Source organism: Serratia sp. NA_112.1, from assembly GCF_052691715.1.
This window is the reverse complement of the sequence record NZ_JBQZFO010000009.1, coordinates 1-22,312: the sequence shown is the minus strand read 5'-3', so window position 1 is coordinate 22,312 and position 22,312 is coordinate 1. Positions and strand designations below refer to the sequence as shown.

The window sequence follows — 22,312 nt, the reverse complement described above, 5'->3', positions numbered from 1 at the left end:
TTAATCTCATCAGCGCCATCTTTCTGGCCGCCTCTTTATCCGCTGAGCCCGGTTTTTCCGCTGCTCTCAGGTTGCGTTTTACAGACAATAACCACGAGGACGTCTATGACTGCCCAGATCCTGCTTCACCCTTCATTGGCGCCGCTTGATGGCGGCATTAACTTTCGCGATCTTGGCGGAAACAGTGTCGCCGACGGCCGCCGTATCAAGCGCGGTTTGTTGTTCCGGTCCGGTTCACTGGAGCGTCTGACCGAAGACGACTGCACCTTCCTGGCCGGTGTGCCGGTGCGTTCGGTACTCGATTACCGGGATGCCGATGAAGTTCAGGCCAAGCCAGACATCCTGTGGAGTGGTGCCGATTACCATCATTTCCCAGCCAACCCGTTGAGCAATGAAGTGAATGCCAATCTGGAAAAGTTGACCAGTGATACGTTGGCCGGCTTCGACGCTCAGGCTTTTATGCTGGAACTGTACCGTCGGTTGCCTTTCGGTAATGCGGCGTATAAACAGTTGGTCCAATTGCTGAGCAATGTCGATAACGGAGCCATCGTCCAGCACTGCGCGGTAGGTAAAGACCGCACCGGGATAGGATCGGCGCTGGTGTTGTTTGCTCTGGGAGCGGATGAGGCGACGGTAGTGGAAGATTACCTACTGACCGAAACCACACTGGCGACCTTCCGCGAGCAGATGCTGGATCAATTGTCGATTCGCCTGAGCGCCCCGGCACTGGGGCAATTTACCTACGTGCTCAGCGCCCGTGAAGAATTCCTGATGACCGCCCTGAGCTGCATCCGTGACCAATACGGTTCAACCGATCGCTGGCTGGAAGCCGAGTACGGCCTGGGCCAAAATCAGCGTGAAGTGTTGCAGGCGTTTTACCTCGAGTAAACTGGACGGGTGTTTAGCCGGGGTTTAATCGGCCCCGGCCGGCATTGCGTATCCTTGGGACCATAAATCCCGCATCAGGAGCCCATATTGAGCCTCAATGACATTATCCACTGGGTCAGCGACACCGTGCGGCAGCATGAAGCCTGGGCCATCCCGATTATTTTCTTCCTGGCGTTCGGCGAATCGTTGGCGTTCCTGTCGCTGCTGTTGCCGGCCACGGTGATTTTGCTGGCGCTGGGAGCCTTGATCGGCGAAAGCGGCATTGCATTCTGGCCTATCTGGGCCGCTGCTGCTGCCGGGGCCTTTTTCGGCGACTGGCTCTCTTACTGGATTGGCTATCACTACCAAGACCGGGTGGCACATATGTGGCCCCTTTCCCGCAATCCACAGCTACTCACGCGTGGCCATGCGTTTTTTGAACGCTGGGGCGTACTGGGCATTTTCATCGGTCGCTTCTTCGGCCCGTTGCGTGCCGTGGTGCCGTTGGTCGGTGGCATTTGCGGCATGCCCCAACGTTATTTCCAGGTAGCGAATATTACTTCGGCGATGATCTGGGCGTTCGGCATTCTCGCGCCGGGGGCGTTTGGCATCAAGTGGTTAAGCCAGTGGTTTGGCTAGTTCTGGTCTGACTTGCGTAGCGTTTCGCAATTTTGCGCCGTCGAGGCAAAAACAGACTGGACATCCATACAGCATCCCCTTAACGTGACGGGCAACAGGCGCATAAAACGCCGGAACGATCAGGTGTAACAGGAGGCAGGGTGGATACCAGTTTGGTTTACGGTATGGGCGGGGTGGCAATTGGCCTGCTGCTGGGCTGGCTAATTGCCAGTCTGCGCGTGCAGCAGACGCATGCACAGCATGAAACCGAGCTACGTCTGCTGGAACAATCGCTGCAACAGGCGCAGCAGGAAACAGCAGCCCGGCAAGAAACGCTGCAGCGTAATGAACAACAAATGCGGCAAACCGATCTGGAACTGCGTAATTTGCACAGCCAGCTGGCTGCCGGGCACGAAAAACTTCAACAGCTCAATCACTGGCGCAACGAATGCGAGTTGCTGAATCAGGAACTACGCGCCCAGCGTGAGGTTAACAGCGCTCAGGAGGCCGAACTGCGTGAGGTGACTATCCGTCTGGAAGAAACCCGTATGGCGGCAGAAGAGAAACAGCGTCTGCTGATTAACAGTGAACAGCGCCTCACCACCCAATTTGAAAATTTGGCCAACCGCATTTTTGAACACAGCGGGCGCAAGGTTGACGAGCAGAATAAGCAAAGTCTGGACCGCCTGTTACTGCCGCTGCGTGAGCAACTTGATGGATTCCGCCGCCAGGTGCAGGACAGTTTTGGCCAGGAAGCGCGTGAACGCCATACGCTGACTCACGAAATACGTAACCTGCAGCAGCTCAATGCACAAATGGCGCGCGAGGCGATTAACCTCACCAAGGCCCTGAAAGGGGATAATAAAACTCAGGGTAACTGGGGTGAGGTGGTGTTAAGTCGGGTACTGGAGGCCTCCGGCCTGCGTGAAGGGCACGAATACGAAACCCAGGTCAATGTGCGGCTGGATCATCAGAGCCGTATGCAGCCCGACGTCATTGTTCGTTTGCCGCAGGGGAAGGACGTGGTCATCGATGCGAAAATGTCGCTGGTGGCCTATGAACGTTACTTCAACAGTGAAGATGAAGTGGAACGCGAGGCGGCGCTGAGTGAGCATATTGGCTCGCTGCGTGGCCATATCCGCCTGTTGGGCCGCAAGGATTACCAGCAGTTGCCCGGCTTGCGTTCGCTGGACTACGTACTGATGTTTATTCCGGTCGAGCCGGCTTTCCTGTTGGCCATTGACCGTGAACCAGAGCTGATCAGCGAAGCGCTCAAACACAATATCATGCTGGTCAGTCCGACCACCTTGCTGGTGGCGTTGCGTACCATCACCAACCTTTGGCGCTATGAGCATCAAAGCCAGAATGCCCAACGCATTGCCGACAGAGCGGCGCGGTTGTATGACAAAATGCGGCTGTTTGTTGACGACATGTCGGCGCTGGGGCAGAGCCTGGACAAGGCCCAGGGGAGTTATCGCCAGGCGATGAATAAACTGAGCGAAGGCCGTGGTAATCTTATCGGCCAGACCGAGGGGTTCCGCGCGTTGGGGGTTGAGGTGAAAAGACCGATTAACCCGCTGCTGGCTCAGCAGGCCAGTGCGCAGCATGATGAAGAATTCGAGACGGCGGGCCTTGATGAAGTTGACGCGTTGCCCGGGGCGGAAGACGACGACTCCGCAGAGGAACCCCGCTCCGCATCGCAGGCATGACAGCTGCGGCGAGGTGGGGTATTGCGTAGGGTTCTGGTACACTCATCCACACTAAATTGACTGAATAGCAGGCAGGACAATGGCAGATCAACCGCAGGAAACCACCGACTTCGGTTTTCGCACCGTAGCTAGAGACGAGAAGCAGGCCATGGTGGCAGACGTTTTTCATTCGGTAGCTGCAAAGTATGACGTGATGAACGACCTGATGTCGTTTGGTATCCACCGTATCTGGAAGCGTTTTACCATTGACTGCAGCGGCGTTCGCCGTGGGCAGCGGGTGTTGGATCTGGCCGGTGGTACCGGTGACCTGGCCGCCAAGTTCTCCCGCATGGTCGGCGAGCAGGGGCAGGTGGTACTGGCGGACATTAACGATTCCATGCTGAAGATGGGGCGCGAGAAGCTGCGTGACCGTGGCATTATTGGCAACGTCAACTATGTGCAGGCCAATGCCGAGGCGCTGCCGTTCCCGGATAACTATTTTGACTGCATTACCATTTCCTTCGGCCTGCGTAACGTGACCGACAAGGACAAAGCGCTGCGTTCCATGTTCCGCGTGCTTAAGCCGGGCGGCCGTTTGCTGGTGCTGGAGTTCTCCAAACCGCTGCTGGCGCCGTTAAGTAAAGCCTATGACGCTTACTCGTTCCACGTGCTGCCGAAAATCGGTGAGCTGGTGGTGAAGGATCCGGAAAGTTACCGCTATTTGGCTGAGTCGATCCGCATGCATCCCGATCAGGAAACCCTGAAAGGCATGATGGGGGCTGCCGGCTTTGACAACGTGACCTATTTTAACCTGACCGGCGGTATTGTGGCCCTGCATCGCGGCTTCAAGTTCTGATATGGACATGCCGATGCTGTTAACCCCGTTGTTGACCGGCGTGCTGGAAACATCGCTCAATAGCCTGTTGTTCCGCGATCGCAGCATGAAAGCCGCCCGTTTGCGCCTGGCAGGTAAGGTCTTGCGTATTGAATTGCAAGAGCTTTCCTCACCGCTGGTGTTGCTGTTCAGTGAGCAGCGTGTTGATGTGCTTGGTCAGTCTGAAGATACCGCCGACTGCACGGTGCGCAGCCGCATCTCGGTGTTGCTGAAGCTGCGGGATCGCCAGCAACTTTCGCCATTGATGCGTAGCGGTGAGCTGATCGTCGAAGGGGATATTCAGGTGGTTCAGCAACTGGTTGGGCTGCTCGATCTGGCAGAGTGGGATCCGGCTGAATGGTTGGCCCCCTACATCGGTGATATTGCCGCGCAGGGTATTACGCAGGTGCTCGGTAAGGGCGCGAACCTGCTGAAGACCGGCTTCCAGCGTCAACAGCATTATGTAGCGGAAACGCTGACGGAAGAGTGGCGCGTGGCACCAGGCCCACTGGAAGTTGTGTGGTTCAACGAGGAAGTTGATGCCACCGTTCGCAACCTCGAAGCGCTGATTGCTCGCATGGACAAGTTGGAGGGTAAACGATGACCCCTGGCGAACTACGCCGCCTGTATTTGATCGTCCGCGTTTTTCTCAGCTATGGCCTGGATGAACTGATCCCCCAGATGCGCTTGACGTTGCCGCTGCGCGTGGGGCGCCGTCTGCTGTTCTGGATGCCAAACCGCCATGCGGATAAACCTCTGGGTGAGCGTCTGCGTTTGGCCTTGCAGGAGCTGGGACCGGTATGGATCAAGTTTGGGCAGATGATGTCCACCCGCCGCGACCTGTTCCCACCACAGATTGCCGATCAACTGACTTTGCTGCAGGACCGGGTTGCCCCCTTCGATGGTGCACTGGCGCGCAAGCATATTGAGTTGGCGATGGGCGGCCCGCTGGAAACCTGGTTTGATGATTTTGACCAGCAGGCGCTGGCTTCGGCATCGATAGCTCAGGTGCATACCGCACGGCTAAAAACGACCGGGCAGGAAGTGGTTCTGAAGGTGATTCGGCCCGATATCCGGCCGATCATCAGGGCTGACGTCCGCCTGATGTATCGTTTGGCGGCCTGGGTGCCAAAGCTGCTGCCGGATGGTCGCCGTCTGCGTCCGCGTGAAGTAGTGCGCGAATATGAAAAGACCTTGCTGGATGAGTTGAACCTGCTGCGTGAAGCGGCCAACGCCATCCAGCTGCGCCGTAATTTCGACGGTAGCCCGATGCTGTACGTGCCGGAGGTTTATTCCGATTACTGCCGCGAAAGCGTGTTGGTGATGGAGCGCATCTACGGAATTCCGGTTTCGGATATCCCAACGCTGGAAAAGCAGGGCACCAACATGAAACTGTTGGCCGAACGCGGGGTTCAGGTGTTCTTCACCCAGGTCTTCCGCGACAGTTTCTTCCATGCAGACATGCATCCCGGTAATATTTTTGTCAGCTATGAGCATCCTGAAGATCCCTGCTATATCGGCATTGACTGCGGTATTGTCGGCTCGTTGAACAAAGACGATAAACGCTATCTGGCGGAAAACTTTATTGCCTTCTTCAATCGCGACTATCGCAAGGTTGCAGAGCTGCACGTTGATTCTGGCTGGGTGCCGCGCGACACCAACGTGGAAGATTTCGAATTCGCTATTCGCACAGTGTGTGAGCCGATTTTCGAAAAGCCACTGTCGGAAATTTCGTTCGGCAACGTGCTGATGAACCTGTTCAATACCGCACGCCGTTTCAATATGGAAGTGCAGCCCCAACTGGTGTTATTGCAGAAGACCTTGCTGTATGTTGAAGGTCTGGGCCGGCAGCTCTATCCACAGCTGGATTTGTGGACCACTGCGAAGCCGTTCCTGGAAAGTTGGATGCGTGATCAGGTCGGTATACCAGCAGTGCTCCGCGCACTGAAAGAAAAAGCGCCGTTTTGGGCCGAGAAACTGCCCGAACTGCCCGAATTATTTTACGACAGCCTGCAGCAGCATAAACTGTTGCAACAAAGCGTTGATAAGCTGACCAATCAGATGCAGGCCCAGCGCGTTCGTCAGGGACAATCGCGTTATTTGTTCGGCGTTGGCGCTACACTGTTAGTAAGCGGTACGATTTTGCTGTTGGGGGATGTTGAAGTGTTCCCTGCGTGGCTGATAACGGCCGGCATCGTATCCTGGGTGATTGGCTGGAAGCGAACCACCTGAATTGATTCGAAACTCTGGTAAAATCTGCCGTATAATGCGACGGATTTTGAAAAAAACCTGTAAAAATAGAGGTAATTGCAATGGGCGGTATTAGTATTACGCAATTGTTGATCATCGCAGTGATCGTGGTGCTGCTGTTTGGTACCAAAAAGCTCCGTACGCTGGGCTCTGATCTCGGTGCATCAATCAAAGGTTTCAAAAAGGCGATCGGCGATGAAAATACGCCGCCGACCAACACGGCTGAGAAAAGCAGCCTGGATGACGCTGACTTCACGGCCAAGCCTATTACCGATAAGCAGCCGGAAGTGAAAACGGAAGAGTCGAAGAACAAAGAGCAGGTATAAACCGTGTTTGACATTGGGTTTAGTGAACTGTTGCTGGTTCTGGTTATCGGCCTGGTGGTACTCGGACCGGAACGGTTGCCGGTTGCGGTAAGAACAGTTTCGGGCTGGATCCGCGCGCTGCGATCGCTGGCGGCTTCGGTGCAGAACGAACTTTCTCAGGAACTAAAACTGCAGGAACTGCAGGATAGCCTGAAAAAGGTAGAGAAGGCGGGCATGCAGAATTTGTCGCCGGAGCTGAAGGCGTCAATGGATGAGCTGAAAGACGCGGCGGAATCGCTGAAACGTTCTTATCAGGGCGGCAGTGACGATAAAACCGAACCTGCGCACACCATCCATAACCCTCTGGTCACCGATCCTGAAGCCATTCATGACGGTGTGACGCCGGCAGAGGCTGCGGCTGTGGCATCGTCCCCGGCTGCCGTGCCGGAGCCGGTGGTTGCGGTAACGCCGCCGGCTGCACAACCCGTGGTCGAGCCGGTTAAACAACCGGTCGCGTCGGCCGTTCAGGCAACCTCAGAACCTGTTGTGGATAAAACCCCAGCGTCTCACCAACCTAGTGGCGATCGTTAAAACATGGCTGTTGAAGATACCCAACCCCTTATCAGTCATCTGATAGAACTGCGTAAGCGGCTGTTAAACTCGATTATCAGCATACTGGCGATCTTCCTGGTGCTGGTTTTTTTCGCCAATGACATTTATCAACTGGTGTCTGCACCGCTGATCAAGCAGTTGCCTGCCGGGGCGAGCATGATCGCCACCGACGTGGCTTCACCGTTCTTTACTCCGATCAAGCTGACCATGATCGTCTCGGTGTTTGTGTCTGCACCGGTGATCCTGTATCAGGTGTGGTCGTTTATCGCACCGGCGTTATACAAGCATGAACGCCGTCTGATGATGCCTTTACTGGTCTCCAGCAGCCTGCTGTTTTATCTCGGCATGGCGTTTGCCTACTTTATCGTGTTCCCGTTGGCGTTCGGTTTTTTTGCCAAGACCGCGCCTGCCGGGGTGATGATTGCCACCGACATCAATAACTACCTCGATTTCGTCATGGCGCTGTTTATGGCGTTCGGCGTGGCCTTTGAGGTACCGGTTGCCATTATTCTGCTGTGCTGGAGTGGCGTCACTTCACCGGAAGACCTGAAAAAGAAACGACCTTACGTGCTGGTTGGCGCTTTCGTGGTTGGTATGCTGTTGACCCCGCCGGATGTGTTCTCTCAGACTCTGTTGGCGATCCCGATGTACCTGTTGTTTGAAGTGGGCGTTTTCTTTGCCCGTTTCTACACGGGTAAGCGTCGCGCGCAGCCGGAAGAAGAAGATGAGGGCGATGAACCCCCGGCACCTTAAAAATTAGTATGTCGCAAGCCGCCCGATGGGCGGCTTTAGGTTGCTGACAAAGCAGGAAAAAGCGTGGTTTTTCCTGCTTTGTGGTGAGCAGCCGAAAATCAATAAATTGATTTTCCTGATTTTTATTTATCGGCCTCGACTCGCTCTGGGCAGGAATGAGGTTTGTCATCAGTCTGAAGCCGCCCGATGGGCGGCTTTTACTTTGGGAACATCATGTTTGATATCGGCGTCAATCTCACCAGCTCACAATTTGCCAAAGACCGTCCGGCGGTGGTGGAGCGCGCCCGTGCTGCAGGTGTAACAGGGCTGCTGATTACTGGTACCGATCTGCCGGAAAGCCTGGCTGCCAGTGAACTGGCGCAACAGCATGCGGGTTTTTGCTGGTCCACTGTCGGCGTACATCCTCACCATGCCAGCGGTTGGGACCATCGGGCCGCAGACCAAATCCGCGAGTTAGCCTCTTTGACGCAGGTCGCGGCTATTGGTGAATGCGGGCTGGATTTCAACCGTAACTTTTCTACCCCGAAGCAGCAGGAAGCGGCATTCAGCGCGCAGTTGGCGCTGGCAGCAGAGCTGTCGATGCCGGTTTTTCTTCATTGCCGTGATGCACACGCACGATTTGCCGCGCTGCTGACCCCTTGGTTGGATAAACTGCCCGCGGCCGTGGTCCACTGTTTTACCGGCACTGCCGAAGAATTGGAAAACTGCCTGTCGTTAGGCCTGTCGGTGGGTATTACCGGTTGGGTCTGCGATGAGCGGCGTGGCCTGGAATTGCGTGCGTTGCTGCCGCAGATCCCGGCGGACCGTCTGTTGCTGGAAACCGACGCCCCCTATCTGTTGCCCCGGGATTTACTTCCGAAACCCGCATCTCGCCGCAACGAACCCTGTTTTTTGCCTCATATCGTCCGGCAGGTGGCTGCCTGGCGGCAAGAGGATCCCGAATGGCTGGGGCGAAAAATCGATGAGAACGCCCGCCGGCTATTCCGGCTGGAATGAGTTAGGAGAAAACTATGAGCTATGCATTTCCGGGCACCTTCCCAGGTCGCCGTATGCGCCGCGTGCGCCGTCATGATTTCAGTCGTCGCCTGGTGGCGGAGAACCAACTGACGGTTAACGACCTGATCTACCCAGTATTTGTCATGGAAGGCAGTAACCGCCAAGAAGCCGTGGCATCGATGCCTGGCGTATCGCGTATGAGCATCGACCTGCTGGTTAAAGAAGCGGAAGCCATTGCCAAGCTGGGCGTGCCGGTGATCTCCCTGTTCCCGGTCATTGAGCCGGGCCTCAAGTCACTGCACGCAGAAGAAGCTTATAACCCGGACGGCCTGGTGCAGCGTACAGTACGTGCGTTGAAAGACGCGGTGCCAGAGCTGGGTATTTTGACTGATGTGGCGCTCGACCCTTACACCACCCACGGTCAGGACGGCATCATTGACGAGCAAGGTTATGTGATTAACGACATCACCAAAGAGATTTTAGTACGCCAGGCACTGTCCCATGCTGAAGCCGGTGCAGAAATCGTGGCACCAAGTGACATGATGGATGGCCGAATTGGTGCGATCCGCGATCAACTGGAACATCAGGGCCTGATTAACACTCAGATCATGGCTTACTCAGCCAAATATGCGTCTTGCTACTATGGCCCGTTCCGGGATGCGCTCGGTTCCAGCGGTAATCTGAAAGGTGGCAATAAGAAAACCTACCAGATGGACCCTGCCAACAGCGACGAAGCGCTACAGGAAATTGCGCAGGATCTGCAGGAAGGTGCAGATATGGTAATGGTGAAGCCGGGCATGCCGTATCTGGACGTGGTACGCCGGGTGAAAGACACCTTCGGTGTGCCGACCTTCGCCTATCAGGTGTCTGGTGAATATGCGATGCACATGGCGGCGATTCAAAACGGTTGGTTACAGGAACAACCGGCGGTGATGGAGTCGTTGATGTGCTTCAAGCGTGCCGGTGCGGATGGCGTGCTGACCTACTTCGCCAAGCGGGTAGCTCAGTGGATGCATGACGACGCAATGCAGCGCTAAGGCGCGAGTATCCAATAAAAAAGGCGCCTTGGGCGCCTTTTAGGTTGCTGACAAAGCAGGAAAAAGCGTGGTTTCTCCTGATTTTTGTTTATCGGCCTCTACTTGCTCTGGGCAGGAATGAGGTTTGTCATCAGTCTGAAAGGCGCCTTGGGCGCCTTTTTTACATTACAGCTTTTGGAACTGTCGGTTGTCCACGCTTTGGCTGACCTGTTTGTTGATCAGGTTGAGCAACAGCATTGAGCGCGCTTCGCCGTCCGGCTCGGTGTAAATCGCCTGCAGCCCTTCGAACACCCCATCGACGATCAACACACTATCGCCAGGTTGCGGCGTTTCCGGATCGACATAGGTTTCGCAGGTATGAGTCTGCAACTCTTCGATGACCTTCTGCGGGATAGTGGCCGGTGTCGAACCAAAGCGCACGAAGTGGTTGACACCACGTGTTGCACTGATGGTGGTGGTATGGATACGCTCCGGATCGAATTCCACAAATAGATAGTTGGGGAACAGGGGTTCGCTGACCGCGATGCGTTTGCCGCGAACGATCTTTTCCAGCGTAATGATCGGGCTCAGGCAGTTCACTTCCTGCCGCTCGAGATGTTCCTGCGCCCGTAAGAGCTGGCCGCGTTTGCAATACAATAGATACCAGGATTCCATAATTTCACATGCCTTTCTGTCAGCCGGTAAGCATATCAAAAGCCATTACGGATACATAGTGATGCAGGTTTCAGCATGTAACAGCCGCTATCTGCATGAATCTTTTGCAATTAGCGAGGGGTCACACACTTATCCGCACGGCTTGGGTATAACAGAGGGCTAAAAATTTGCTACCGTCGCAGTATGCCTCGGGGCGCTGTCGCCTGATGTGACGGCATTCATCGTTTTTGATTGAGGGGGAGAAATGGAGTTATTTCTGTTAAGCAACGGTAAACTGTCCGGTGAGAGTGAGCTGCTGGGCTATGCCAAGAGCCACCTGTTGGCGATGATCGCGCGCCGCAGTATCACGTCCGCCGTCTTTATCCCATATGCCATGATCCGCGGTGATTACGATCAGCGTGCGCAGGAGCTGGCGCAAACGTTGGGTATCAAGGTCACCAGCATTCACCATGCCGAATCCCCGGCTGCGGCAATTGAACAGGCGGAATGTATCCTGGTCAGCGGCGGCAATACCTGGATGCTGAACCAAATGCTGCATGAGAAAGGCCTGATTGTCCCGATCCAGCGGGCTGTTCGTGAACGTAGCGTCCCCTATATTGGCTGGAGCGCCGGTTGTAACGTGGCTACGCCAAGTATCCGTACCACCAATGACATGCCGGTACGCAACAGCGTGGTGTTGCCGGCGTTGAGCCTGTTCCCGGTGCAGATTAACCCGCACTACATTGACGCCCATATCAGCGGTCACATGGGCGAAACCCGTGATGAGCGCCTGGCGGAGTTCTGCGCGGTTAATCCGAGCGAATCTGTGGTGGCGCTGCGCGAGGGCAGCATGTTGCATGTTGAGGGCAATGAATTACGTTATTTCAGTGCCAGAGACCAGGGCTTCAAGGTGTTCCGCCAAGGCGCAGAGACCCATGAGTACCAGGATACGCAGGCATTACGCCCGCTGGTGCCGTTCACGTGTCACTGAGTGCTGGTGAGGTCTTTACCGGTGTTTAACAAAAGTGCAGCAACAACCGTGAAGAGGGCTTATAATATCCTCCTCACTGGCCGTTATAATGATCAGCATGAAATACCGTGACTTACGCGATTTCCTCTCGTTGCTGGAAAAGAGAGGCGAACTAAAACGCATTAGCCAGCCGATTGATCCCTATCTGGAAATGACAGAAATTGCCGATCGTACTTTACGTGCGGGCGGCCCGGCATTGCTGTTCGAAAACCCGAAAGGGTACGACATGCCAGTGCTGTGCAATCTGTTCGGTACTCCTGGTCGTGTAGCGATGGGGATGGGCCAGGAGGATGTCAGCTCGTTGCGCGAGGTCGGCAAGTTGCTGGCGTTCCTGAAAGAGCCGGAGCCACCAAAGGGCTTTCGCGATCTGTTCGATAAACTGCCGAAGTTCAAGCAAGTGCTGAACATGCCGACCAAGGTATTGGGTTCAGCGCCTTGTCAGGAGCAGGTATGGCAGGGTGATGACGTCGATCTCAGCCGTATTCCGGTGATGCACTGCTGGCCGGAAGATGCCGCACCGCTGATCACCTGGGGCCTGACCGTGACCCGTGGGCCGCAAAAAGAGCGGCAGAACCTGGGTATTTATCGTCAACAGGTGCTGAGTAAGAATAAAGTCATCATGCGTTGGCTGTCGCACCGCGGCGGCGCGCTGGATTATCTTGAATGGTGCCAGGCGCACCCCGGTGAGCGTTTCCCGGTTGCGGTTGCGCTGGGCGCGGATCCCGCCACCATTCTCGGTGCGGTCACGCCAGTGCCGGATACCCTGTCTGAATATGCCTTTGCCGGGCTGTTGCGCGGCAACAAAACCGAAGTGGTCAAGTGTATCTCCTGCGATCTGGAAGTGCCCGCCAGCGCGGAAATCGTGTTGGAAGGCTATATCGAACCGGGTGAAATGGCGCCTGAAGGCCCGTATGGCGATCACACCGGTTACTACAACGAAATTGACCACTTCCCGGTATTCACCATCACCCATATCACCCAGCGTCGTGATGCCATTTATCACTCGACCTATACCGGCCGTCCACCGGATGAGCCTGCGGTGTTAGGCGTGGCGCTGAATGAAGTTTTCGTTCCTATCTTGCAAAAGCAGTTCCCGGAAATTGTCGATTTCTACCTGCCGCCTGAGGGGTGCTCTTATCGCCTGGCGGTGGTGACTATCAAGAAACAGTATGCTGGTCATGCCAAACGCGTAATGATGGGGGTCTGGTCGTTCCTACGTCAGTTTATGTACACCAAATTTGTTATCGTCTGCGACGATGACGTCAACGCACGCGACTGGAATGATGTGATTTGGGCGATCACCACCCGAATGGATCCGGCAAGGGATACTGTTTTGGTGGAGAATACGCCGATCGATTATTTGGACTTCGCCTCACCGGTTTCCGGTTTGGGTTCGAAGATGGGGCTGGATGCCACCAATAAATGGCCGGGTGAAACCCAGCGCGAATGGGGCCGTCCGATTCAGATGGATGAAAAGGTGCGTGCGCGCGTCGATGAAATCTGGGATGAGCTCGCAATTTTCAGTGACAGAGAACCGACATTATAATATACCCAAAATAATTGGAGTTGCATTGAGGCGGCAACGCAGCGAATCCCAAGAGCTTACTTGAGTAAGTGACTGGGATAAGCGAGGAAAGCCAACAAAATGCAGCTTCAAGTATGAAGGGTATGACAGGTTCTGTTCTCAGTTTTGCATTGATGACCCGACAGAGGGAACGCATGACAATATTGAGCTGTAAAGTGACCTCCGTAGAGGCCATTACCGATACGGTTTATCGGGTACGCTTGGTGCCTGAGGCACCGTTTTCTTTCAAGGCAGGACAGTATCTGATGGTCGTGATGGATGAGCGTGACAAGCGTCCGTTCTCACTGGCCTCCATTCCGTCAGACCAGGATTACATTGAGCTACATATTGGCGCTTCGGAGCTGAATCTGTACGCCATGGCGGTGATGGGTCGCATTCTGAAAGAGCGGGCGATTACCGTTGATATCCCGCACGGTGACGCCTGGTTGCGTGAAGAAGGCAGCCGTCCGCTGGTGTTGATCGCCGGTGGCACAGGTTTCTCCTACGCGCGCTCGATTCTGTTGGCCGCACTGGAGCAGCAGCCGGAACGCGATATTTCCATCTATTGGGGCGGACGTGAGCTGAAGCACCTGTATGACTTGAGCGAGCTGGAAGCGCTGTCGTTGCGGCATCCAAATCTGAAAGTCATACCGGTAGTTGAACAGCCGGAAGAGGAGTGGCGTGGCCGTAGTGGCACGGTGCTCAGCGCGGTGCTGCAAGATTTCGGGACGCTGGCAGAGCACGACATTTATATTGCCGGTCGCTTCGAGATGGCAAAAATCGCTCGCGAACGTTTCTGTGCCGAACGTGGCGCGCTGGAAGCGCATATGTTTGGCGACGCCTTCTCGTTTATCTGAGGCGCGAAGCAGTAGCAAACGGGGTGGCCAATGGCTGCCCCTTTTTATTGGGGGCGTCAGAAGAATTCAGACGTAAAAAACCCGCCCCTGACAGGCGGGAAGTACGGCAACTAAACTTGGTGGAATGCTGCGGTTTGAAGTGTTGACGCAGTCATCCCTAATAGACACAGCTAAACGCGTTCAAAAACGGTGGCAATCCCCTGACCCAGACCGATACACATGGTCGCCAGACCAAACTGTACGTTGCGGCGTTCCATATTGTTCAGCAGGGTAGTCGAGATACGCGAGCCCGAGCAGCCTAATGGGTGGCCCAGAGCAATGGCACCGCCGTTCAGGTTGATTTTGTCGTCGATGCTGTCCAACAGTCCCAAATCCTTGATGCACGGCAGTGACTGGGCGGCAAAGGCTTCATTCAGTTCAAACAGGTCGATGTCCTGCACGCTCAGTCCGGCACGTTTGAGCGCCAATTTGCTGGCAGGCACCGGGCCGTAGCCCATGATGGAAGGATCGCAACCGACTACCGCCATTGAACGAATGCGGGCGCGGGCTTTCAGGCCAAGCGCTTTGGCGCGTGATTCACTCATCAACAGCATGGCAGACGCACCATCGGACAACGCTGAAGAAGTGCCGGCGGTCACGGTCCCGTTGACCGGATCGAAGGCCGGGCGCAGCGCTGCAAGACTGGCGACGGTGGTTTCCGGACGGATCACTTCGTCAAAGTCATAACGAGTCAGCACGCCGTCGGCATCGTGGCCGGTGGTTGGGATGATTTCATTCTTGAAATAGCCGGCCAGGGTGGCGGCATGCGCGCGTTGGTGCGAGCGTGCTGCGAACTCATCCTGCATCTGGCGGCTGATATTGTGCATCTTGGCCAGCATCTCGGCGGTCAGCCCCATCATACCGGCGGCTTTTGCCACGCTGCGACTCAGACCCGGGTGGAAATCCACACCGTGATTCATCGGTACGTGGCCCATATGTTCTACGCCACCAATCAGGCTGACGTGTGCATCGCCGACCATAATGGCGCGTGCGGCGTCGTGTAGTGCCTGCATGGATGAGCCGCACAGTCGGTTGACGGTGACCGCCGGGACACTGTGTGGGATCTCAGCCAGCAGCGAAGCGTTACGGGCAATGTTAAAGCCCTGCTCCAGCGTTTGCTGCACGCAACCCCAGTAAATGTCGTCAATTTCGGCGGCATCCAGTGACGGATTACGGCTCAGTACGGCACGCATCAGATGAGCGGAAAGATCTTCAGCACGTACCTGGCGGAAGGCGCCGCCCTTGGAGCGGCCCATCGGCGTGCGTACGGCATCAACAATAACTACGTTTTCCATCTTTATGACCTCATGCCGGTTGGCCAGTGGAGACATCGGACAGCGGCGCTGCCACCGGGTAGTAGCTTTCATTATGTTCAGCTTTGGCACGCAGGCCGGCAGGCACCTGATACAGGGCGCCAAGATGCGCATAACGCTGGGCCAGTTCAACATAATTGGCGGTGCCAAGCGTATCCAGGTAGCGGAACGCCCCGCCGTGGAACGGAGGGAAACCGATGCCGTAAACCAGCGCCATATCGGCTTCGGCCGGGCTGGCAATAATGTTTTCTTCCAGGCAGCGCACCACTTCGTTAATCATCGGGATCATCATGCGGGTGATAATTTCTTCGTCGCTGATGGTCTGACGCGGTTGGCTGACTTCGGCCAGCAGCACATCGGTCTGCTCATCGTTATCTTTACGTGGCTTGCCTTTGTTGTCCTGGCTGTAACGATAGAAGCCCAACTGATTTTTCTGACCAAAACGCTGGTTATCGAACATCACGTCGATAGCGTCGCGGTAATCTTTGCTCATGCGCTCAGGGAAGCCGGTCGCCATCACCGCCTGGGCGTGGTGCGCGGTATCAATCCCCACAACGTCGAGCAGATAAGCTGGGCCCATTGGCCAACCAAACTGTTTTTCCATCACTTTGTCGATCTGGCGGAAGTCCGCACCGTCGCGCAGTAGCATGCTGAAACCGGCAAAATACGGGAACAGCACACGGTTGACGAAGAACCCTGGGCAGTCGTTAACCACAATCGGCGTTTTACCCATACGGCTGGCATAGGCCACCACGGCGGCGATGGTGCTGTCGCTGGTCTGCTCACCACGGATGATTTCCACCAGTGGCATGCGATGTACCGGGTTAAAGAAGTGCATGCCGCAGAAGTTCTGTGGGCGTTTGAGCGATTTGGCCAGGTGATTAATAGGAATGGTCGAGGTATTGGACGCCAGTACGGTATCTTCACCGATCAAGCCTTCCACTTCGGACAGTACTGCCGCCTTAATCTTTGGATTTTCGACCACGGCTTCGACGATCACCTGAGCGCGCTCGATACCGGCGTAATCAAGCCGGGGTTGAATGGTCGACAGCACTTGGGCCATTTTCATGCCATCGAGCTTGCCGCGTTCCAACTGCTTGTTCAGCAGCTTGGCGGCTTCGTTCATACCGAGCGTCAGGGACTTGTCGCTGATGTCTTTCATGACAACCGGCACGCCTTTTAGTGCCGACTGGTAGGCGATACCGCCACCCATGATACCGGCACCCAACACGGCAGCCTGCTTCGGTGCTTCGACACCTTTTGCCAGCTTCTTCGCCTGACCTTTCACAAATTGGTCATTAAGGAAGATGCCAACCAGCGCGCGGGCCTCTTTGGAGCGGGCCAACGGCACAAAGCTGGCGCTTTCCAGTTTCAGCGCTTCATCACGGCCCAGCTTGGCTGCGGCCTCAATGGTTTTGACTGCGGTCATTGGCGCCGGATAGTGTTTCCCGGCCGTTTGCATCACCATGCCTTTGGCGGTGGTGAAGCTCATGGCCGCTTCAATTGGGCTGAGTTTCAACGGCTCGAGCTTTGGCTGGCGATAGGCGCGCCAGTCCAATTTGCCCTCAATCGCCTGTTGCAGCATGTTCAGCGCAGCATCCACCAACTTCTCCGGTGCAACTACCGCATCCACCAGGCCAACCTTCAATGCATCTTTGGCACTGACGTCCTTACCGGCGGCGATAATTTCCAGTGCGCTGTCGTTACCCAACAGGCGTGGCAAGCGAACCGAGCCGCCGAAGCCGGGCATAATACCCAGTTTGGTTTCCGGCAGGCCGATACGCGCATCCGGAGATGCAACGCGGAAGTCGGTCGCCAGAACACATTCGCAGCCACCGCCGAGCGCATAGCCGTTAATGGCCGAAATGGTTGGCACCGGCAAATCTTCCAGCCGGTTAAAGATCGCATTGGCGAAGTTCAGCCACTGCTGCAGCTTTTCAGCCGGGGCAGCAAACAGCGAAAGGAATTCGGTGATGTCGGCGCCGACAATAAAGGCGGCCTTGGTAGAACGCAGCAGCAGGCCTTTTAACTCGGTCTGCTTTTCCAGCACCGCGAGCGCTTCGCCCAAGCTGGCAACGGTGCGTGTATCCAGCTTGTTTACCGAGCCTGGGGCATTGAACACCAGCTCGGCGATGCCGTTGTCGAGCCAGTGCAGTTGTAATGTTTCGCCTTGGTAGAGCATGTCTATCTCCTGAATCAGCGTTTGATCTGGTATGACCAGATGATGAGGAGTGTGGTTTTTATGTTAACAATATGCAAATGAGAGATTGCATTTTTGCTAGTCTGATCACATGACTATGAGTTAGTGCTTTGATTTAAAACGAAGTTATATTTTATGCTTTATGCTGATTTGTCGACGAGTGAAAGCCTTCATAAGCCTTTATCGTCGCGTTGGGCGGCCGCCATCGCGCGGCTTGGTCTGCTCGCCTGGTTAATTGTTAAGCTACGGATGTAACGACGTTTACAGCGATTTGCGAACCGCTCCGCATGCCAGAGCTGATGGGGTTGGTGCACCTGAACGGTGTGCTAAGATGACTCATTCCGTTCTAATGGTATGTATAAGGGTATTGTGATGGAAACGCTGGCTTCTTTGTATAACGACCACCTGGCAGAACTGCAAAAACGGGCGTGTGAAGTGTTAACGCGCAACAAACTGGATGCGCTGCTGATTCACTCAGGAGAGCTGCAAAGGATATTCCAAGATGATCGCAGCTATCCGTTCAAAGTGAACGCGCACTTTAAGGCTTGGGTGCCAGTCACCTCGGTACCCAACTGCTGGTTGTGGGTGGATGGCGTTAACAAACCGAAGCTGTGGTTCTATTCGCCGGTCGATTACTGGCACAGCGTTGAGCCACTGCCGGAGAGTTTCTGGACCAAATCCGTTGAACTGATGCCCTTGGCCAATGCTGATGATATCGCGCAGCAACTTCCTGCCCAGCGTGAGCGTGTGGGTTATATCGGCTATGCGCAGCAACGTGCCCGCGATCTCGGTATCCTGGCAGAAAACGTCAACCCGAAAGCAGTGTTGAATTACCTCGATTTCCATCGCTCAATCAAAACTGGCTACGAGCTGGCCTGCATGCGCGAAGCGCAGAAAACCGCGGTTATGGGGCACCGTGCTGCTCATGAGGCCTTCCTGTCAGGCATGAGTGAGTTTGATATCAACCAGGCTTACCTCACCGCCACGGGGCATCGTGACACCGATGTGCCTTATGACAACATTGTTGCGCTGAATGAGCATGCGTCGGTACTGCATTACACCACGTTGGATCATCAACCACCGTCAGAAATGCTGAGCTTCCTGCTTGATGCCGGTGCCGAATATAACGGTTACGCTGCCGATCTGACTCGTACCTACGCTGGCCAGAGCGGCAGTGATTTCGCGCATCTGATAAAAGATCTTAACGGTGAGCAACTGGCACTGATGGAGACCATTAAAGCCGGAGTGCGTTACACCGATTACCATGTGCAAATGCATCAACGTATCGCCAAACTGCTCAAGAGCCACAAACTGGTGACCGGCATCAGTGAAGAGGCGATGGTTGAGCAGGGGCTGACCACGCCATTCCTGCCACACGGCCTGGGCCATCCCCTGGGATTGCAGGTGCATGACTCTGCCGGCTTTATGCAGGATGAACAGGGTACCCATCTCGCCGCCCCATCCAAATACCCGTACCTGCGCTGCACCCGCGTGTTGCAACCTGGCATGGTGTTAACCATTGAACCCGGTATGTATTTTATTGATTCCCTGTTGGCGCCATGGCGCAGCGGCGAATTCAGTCAACACTTTGCCTGGGATCGCATCGATGCGCTGAAACCTTATGGTGGTATCCGTATTGAAGACAATATCGTGATCCACGAAAAGCGTATCGAGAACATGACGCGCGATCTGAATCTGGCCTGATGCAGCCTTACCCGATCCCGGCAGGCCCCGTCAGCGTCAGTGAAGAAATAAAGAAGAGTCGTTTTATCACCCTGCTGGCACCGACCAGCGGGGTTGATGCGGCAAAGGCGTTTATCCAGCAGGTTCGTGATGAACACCCTGCGGCCAGGCATCATTGCTGGGCATTTGTCGCAGGCTCACCGACTGACTCACAACAGTTGGGTTTCTCCGACGACGGCGAACCTTCCGGCACGGCCGGTAAACCCATTCTTGCACAACTGATGGGCAGTGGAATCGGCGAAATCACCGCCGTGGTCGTGCGTTACTACGGCGGTATCAAGTTGGGCACCGGCGGTTTGGTGAGAGCCTACGGCAGTGGCGTGCAGCAGGCATTAAAGCAATTGGCCGTGAGCTACAAAATCCCGCAGGCCGAATATACTTTGCAATGTGACTATGCTCAGTTGGCATTGGTAGAGAATTTATTGCAGCAAACTGAAGGACGGATAGTGCAGGGGGAATATGGTGCTTCCGTCATGTTGCATCTGGCTTTGCCGGTCACCGGTGTCGAAGCGTTCGGGAATAAATTACGTGATCTCAGTCGCGGTAATTTGCAATTAACCCCCATTTCGCAATAATTCCCCCAACTGAATTGCTAAGGATCGTGCTGAAATGCATTTTCGCGCTATAACCCGTATCGTTGGTTTGCTGGTCATCCTGTTCTCCGGGACGATGTTTATTCCTGGGCTGGTGGCATTGATATACCGCGATGGGGCGGGGCGGGCGTTCAGCCAAACCTTCTTTGTAGCGGTAACCATCGGTCTGATGCTGTGGTGGCCCAACCGTAAACAAAAGCATGAGCTGAAGCCGCGAGAGGGTTTTCTGATTGTGGTGTTGTTCTGGACGGTGCTGGGCAGCGTCGGGGCATTACCGTTTTTATTCTCGGAGCGGCCTAATCTTTCACTGACCGATGCCTTCTTCGAATCATTTTCCGGTTTAACCACCACCGGCGCGACGACGCTGGTGGGGCTGGACTCACTACCCAAAGCCATTTTGTTCTATCGGCAGATGCTGCAATGGATGGGCGGGATGGGGATCATTGTGTTGGCAGTGGCGATACTGCCGATCCTCGGTGTTGGTGGCATGCAGCTGTATCGCGCAGAAATGCCAGGCCCGTTGAAAGATAATAAAATGCGGCCGCGCATTGCCGAAACGGCCAAAACCCTGTGGCTGATTTATGTCCTGTTGACCATTGCCTGTGCACTGGCGCTTTGGGGCGCTGGCATGTCAGTGTTTGACGCCATTGGCCACAGCTTCTCGACCATCGCGATTGGCGGTTTCTCTACCCATGACGCCAGCATCGGTTATTACGCCAGTCCGACCATCAACACTATCATTGCTATTTTCCTGCTGATCTCCGGTTGTAATTACGGCTTGCACTTCGCCTTGCTGAGCGGCCGTAGCCTGAAAGTTTACTGGCGCGATCCTGAGTTCCGCATGTTCATTGCCGTGCAGTTGACGCTGGTAGTGGTGTGTACTGCCGTGTTGTGGGGGCATGGTGTCTACAAAACCGGTATGGAAACGGTCAATCAGGCGTTCTTCCAGGTAGTGTCTATGGCGACAACTGCCGGTTTTACGACTGATAGTATTGCCAAATGGCCGTTATTCCTGCCGATGTTGTTGCTGTGCTCTGCATTTATTGGTGGCTGTGCCGGCTCGACCGGTGGCGGCCTGAAGGTGATTCGCATTCTGCTGCTGTATTTACAGGGCTCGCGTGAGCTAAAAAGGCTGGTGCACCCTAATGCGGTTTACACTATCAAGTTGGGTAACCGCGCGCTTCCGGAACGCATCCTGGAGGCGGTATGGGGTTTCTTCTCTGCATATGCGTTGGTGTTTATCGTCAGCATGTTGGCGATTATTGCCACCGGCGTTGATGATTTTTCTGCTTTTGCTGCGGTCACGGCGACGCTGAACAACCTTGGGCCTGGGCTGGGAGTGGTGGCGGATAACTTCACTACTATGCCTGCCCCGGCGAAGTGGATCTTGGTCCTGACGATGCTGTTCGGGCGCCTTGAAGTCTTTACACTGCTGGTTCTGTTCACGCCGACATTCTGGCGTGAATGATCCTGATAGAAGGAGTAACGCCGTGAAGGCACTGATTCTTTATTCTAGCCGTGATGGGCAAACACGTTCTATTGCTTCTTATATAGCAAGCAAATTGCAGGATACGCTGCGCTGCGATGTGATCGATTTGCTACAGGCGGATAATGTCGACCTCAGCCAGTATCAGCAGGTGCTGATTGGTGCCTCGATACGCTATGGCCATTTTCATCCGACACTGGAGAAGTTTGTTAAGAGGCATGTTGAGCAGTTGAACCAGATGCCGAGCGCGTTTTTTAGCGTTAACCTGACCGCCCGTACGGCAGACAAGCGTTCGCCACAGACCAACGCCTATACCCGCAAGTTCCTCTTGTCTTCTCCCTGGCAGCCAAAACAGTGTGCCGTGTTTGCCGGCGCGCTTCGCTATCCACGTTATCGCTGGTTCGATCGAGTCATGATTCAACTTATTATGCGTATGACGGGGGGCGAAACAGATACCAGTAAAGAAGTGGAGTACACAGACTGGCAGCAGGTGGATCGTTTTGCCCAGGAGTTTGGCCATATTCAGTATGAAAAGTGACGAAAACGCTGACTTGTGCAGCGCTTTGTTGAAATAATCCGCGCTTGAAAAGTTTTTTGCATTTAGGGGTTGCGGCCTTCTGAGAACTCCCTATAATGCGCCTCCACTGACCGGGAACAACGACTCCTCTAACGAGAACCAAGTCGCCCAGTCGGAAAGAGAAAAGCGAAATAAACGCTTGACTCTTCGGGTGAAAAGCGTAATATACGCCACCTCGAGATAGCAAGCCACGGCGGCTAACTCACTGCTCTTTAACAATTTATCAGACAATCTGTGTGGGCACTCCACAAGACGATATCCAGAACCTTCGGGTTCG

The 22,312-nt window shown here is 54.9% G+C and carries 22 protein-coding genes; 18 read left to right on the top strand and 4 right to left on the bottom strand.

Annotation, left to right across the window (positions count from 1 at the left end):
• The first annotated feature begins 105 nt into the window (after nt 1–105).
• The 11 genes from ACUTQ5_RS16750 (at nt 106) to hemB (ending at nt 10,000) form a co-directional block, all read left to right on the top strand.
• Nucleotides 106–888 carry a tyrosine-protein phosphatase gene (locus ACUTQ5_RS16750; RefSeq protein WP_445652166.1) on the top strand — a complete coding sequence of 261 codons (783 nt, stop codon included), beginning with the start codon at nt 106–108 and terminating at the stop codon, nt 886–888.
• An 87-nt stretch (nt 889–975) separates the two neighbouring features.
• Nucleotides 976–1,506 carry a DedA family protein gene (locus ACUTQ5_RS16745; RefSeq protein WP_012004716.1) on the top strand — a complete coding sequence of 177 codons (531 nt, stop codon included), beginning with the start codon at nt 976–978 and terminating at the stop codon, nt 1,504–1,506.
• A gap of 140 nt (nt 1,507–1,646) precedes the next feature.
• Nucleotides 1,647–3,194, top strand: a complete 1,548-nt coding sequence (gene rmuC, locus ACUTQ5_RS16740; protein ID WP_445652165.1) for a DNA recombination protein RmuC — start codon at nt 1,647–1,649, stop codon at nt 3,192–3,194.
• Between the two features lie 79 nt (nt 3,195–3,273).
• On the top strand, nt 3,274–4,029 hold the full coding sequence (ubiE, locus tag ACUTQ5_RS16735) for a bifunctional demethylmenaquinone methyltransferase/2-methoxy-6-polyprenyl-1,4-benzoquinol methylase UbiE (RefSeq protein ID WP_012004718.1): 756 nt from the start codon (nt 3,274–3,276) through the stop codon (nt 4,027–4,029).
• Between the two features lie 13 nt (nt 4,030–4,042).
• Nucleotides 4,043–4,651, top strand: coding sequence for a ubiquinone biosynthesis protein UbiJ (gene ubiJ, locus ACUTQ5_RS16730; RefSeq protein WP_445652164.1), 609 nt, complete (start codon nt 4,043–4,045; stop codon nt 4,649–4,651).
• Nucleotides 4,648–6,279 (top strand): ubiquinone biosynthesis regulatory protein kinase UbiB, encoded by a 1,632-nt coding sequence (gene ubiB / locus ACUTQ5_RS16725; protein ID WP_445652163.1) that lies wholly within the window; start codon nt 4,648–4,650, stop codon nt 6,277–6,279. Before ubiJ ends, ubiB begins: the two co-directional genes overlap by 4 nt.
• Before the next feature lie 80 nt (nt 6,280–6,359).
• Nucleotides 6,360–6,623 carry a Sec-independent protein translocase subunit TatA gene (gene tatA, locus ACUTQ5_RS16720; protein ID WP_085116539.1) on the top strand — a complete coding sequence of 88 codons (264 nt, stop codon included), beginning with the start codon at nt 6,360–6,362 and terminating at the stop codon, nt 6,621–6,623.
• A 3-nt stretch (nt 6,624–6,626) separates the two neighbouring features.
• On the top strand, nt 6,627–7,193 hold the full coding sequence (gene tatB, locus ACUTQ5_RS16715) for a Sec-independent protein translocase protein TatB (RefSeq protein ID WP_445652162.1): 567 nt from the start codon (nt 6,627–6,629) through the stop codon (nt 7,191–7,193).
• A gap of 3 nt (nt 7,194–7,196) precedes the next feature.
• Nucleotides 7,197–7,967, top strand: a complete 771-nt coding sequence (gene tatC, locus ACUTQ5_RS16710; protein ID WP_261093067.1) for a Sec-independent protein translocase subunit TatC — start codon at nt 7,197–7,199, stop codon at nt 7,965–7,967.
• 213 nt (nt 7,968–8,180) lie between these two features.
• Nucleotides 8,181–8,963, top strand: coding sequence for a 3'-5' ssDNA/RNA exonuclease TatD (gene tatD / locus ACUTQ5_RS16705; protein WP_445652161.1), 783 nt, complete (start codon nt 8,181–8,183; stop codon nt 8,961–8,963).
• Between the two features lie 14 nt (nt 8,964–8,977).
• Nucleotides 8,978–10,000 carry a porphobilinogen synthase gene (hemB, locus tag ACUTQ5_RS16700; RefSeq protein WP_012004724.1) on the top strand — a complete coding sequence of 341 codons (1,023 nt, stop codon included), beginning with the start codon at nt 8,978–8,980 and terminating at the stop codon, nt 9,998–10,000.
• Nucleotides 10,001–10,165: 165 nt separating this feature from the next.
• Here hemB and rfaH read toward each other — a convergent pair whose 3' ends face one another.
• Nucleotides 10,166–10,654 (bottom strand): transcription/translation regulatory transformer protein RfaH, encoded by a 489-nt coding sequence (gene rfaH / locus ACUTQ5_RS16695; protein WP_445652160.1) that lies wholly within the window; start codon nt 10,652–10,654, stop codon nt 10,166–10,168.
• A 244-nt stretch (nt 10,655–10,898) separates the two neighbouring features.
• Between rfaH and pepE the strand changes: the two genes are divergently transcribed.
• The 3 genes from pepE to fre all read left to right on the top strand — a co-directional run bounded on the left by pepE (nt 10,899) and on the right by fre (nt 14,084).
• Nucleotides 10,899–11,624, top strand: a complete 726-nt coding sequence (gene pepE / locus ACUTQ5_RS16690) for a dipeptidase PepE (protein ID WP_445652159.1) — start codon at nt 10,899–10,901, stop codon at nt 11,622–11,624.
• A gap of 88 nt (nt 11,625–11,712) precedes the next feature.
• A complete protein-coding gene (gene ubiD / locus ACUTQ5_RS16685; RefSeq protein WP_135314738.1) occupies nt 11,713–13,209 on the top strand; it encodes a 4-hydroxy-3-polyprenylbenzoate decarboxylase in 1,497 nt (498 codons plus the stop codon).
• A 173-nt stretch (nt 13,210–13,382) separates the two neighbouring features.
• Nucleotides 13,383–14,084, top strand: a complete 702-nt coding sequence (gene fre / locus ACUTQ5_RS16680; RefSeq protein WP_445652158.1) for an NAD(P)H-flavin reductase — start codon at nt 13,383–13,385, stop codon at nt 14,082–14,084.
• A 170-nt stretch (nt 14,085–14,254) separates the two neighbouring features.
• Here fre and fadA read toward each other — a convergent pair whose 3' ends face one another.
• Nucleotides 14,255–15,418, bottom strand: coding sequence for an acetyl-CoA C-acyltransferase FadA (fadA, locus tag ACUTQ5_RS16675; RefSeq protein WP_445652157.1), 1,164 nt, complete (start codon nt 15,416–15,418; stop codon nt 14,255–14,257).
• A 10-nt stretch (nt 15,419–15,428) separates the two neighbouring features.
• The gene (gene fadB, locus ACUTQ5_RS16670; protein WP_445652156.1) at nt 15,429–17,618 is read right to left on the bottom strand and encodes a fatty acid oxidation complex subunit alpha FadB; all 2,190 of its coding nucleotides are present in this window, start codon (nt 17,616–17,618) and stop codon (nt 15,429–15,431) included.
• A 390-nt stretch (nt 17,619–18,008) separates the two neighbouring features.
• Here fadB and pepQ point away from each other — a divergent pair, with 390 nt between their 5' ends.
• The 4 genes from pepQ to hemG are packed head-to-tail and all read left to right on the top strand — an operon-like array spanning nt 18,009 to nt 21,996.
• The gene (gene pepQ, locus ACUTQ5_RS16665; protein ID WP_445652155.1) at nt 18,009–19,340 is read left to right on the top strand and encodes a Xaa-Pro dipeptidase; all 1,332 of its coding nucleotides are present in this window, start codon (nt 18,009–18,011) and stop codon (nt 19,338–19,340) included.
• Nucleotides 19,340–19,954, top strand: a complete 615-nt coding sequence (locus ACUTQ5_RS16660) for an IMPACT family protein (RefSeq protein WP_261166075.1) — start codon at nt 19,340–19,342, stop codon at nt 19,952–19,954. The genes pepQ and ACUTQ5_RS16660 overlap by 1 nt, the downstream gene beginning before the upstream one ends.
• A gap of 34 nt (nt 19,955–19,988) precedes the next feature.
• Nucleotides 19,989–21,440, top strand: a complete 1,452-nt coding sequence (gene trkH / locus ACUTQ5_RS16655) for a Trk system potassium transporter TrkH (protein WP_012004734.1) — start codon at nt 19,989–19,991, stop codon at nt 21,438–21,440.
• 22 nt (nt 21,441–21,462) lie between these two features.
• Nucleotides 21,463–21,996: a menaquinone-dependent protoporphyrinogen IX dehydrogenase gene (gene hemG / locus ACUTQ5_RS16650; RefSeq protein WP_445652154.1), complete on the top strand. Its 534-nt coding sequence runs from the start codon at nt 21,463–21,465 to the stop codon at nt 21,994–21,996.
• Nucleotides 21,997–22,086: 90 nt separating this feature from the next.
• Here the strand turns inward: hemG and ACUTQ5_RS16645 are convergent.
• A partial coding sequence (locus tag ACUTQ5_RS16645; protein ID WP_261277335.1) for a hypothetical protein occupies nt 22,087–22,312 on the bottom strand: 226 nt, incomplete at its 5' end.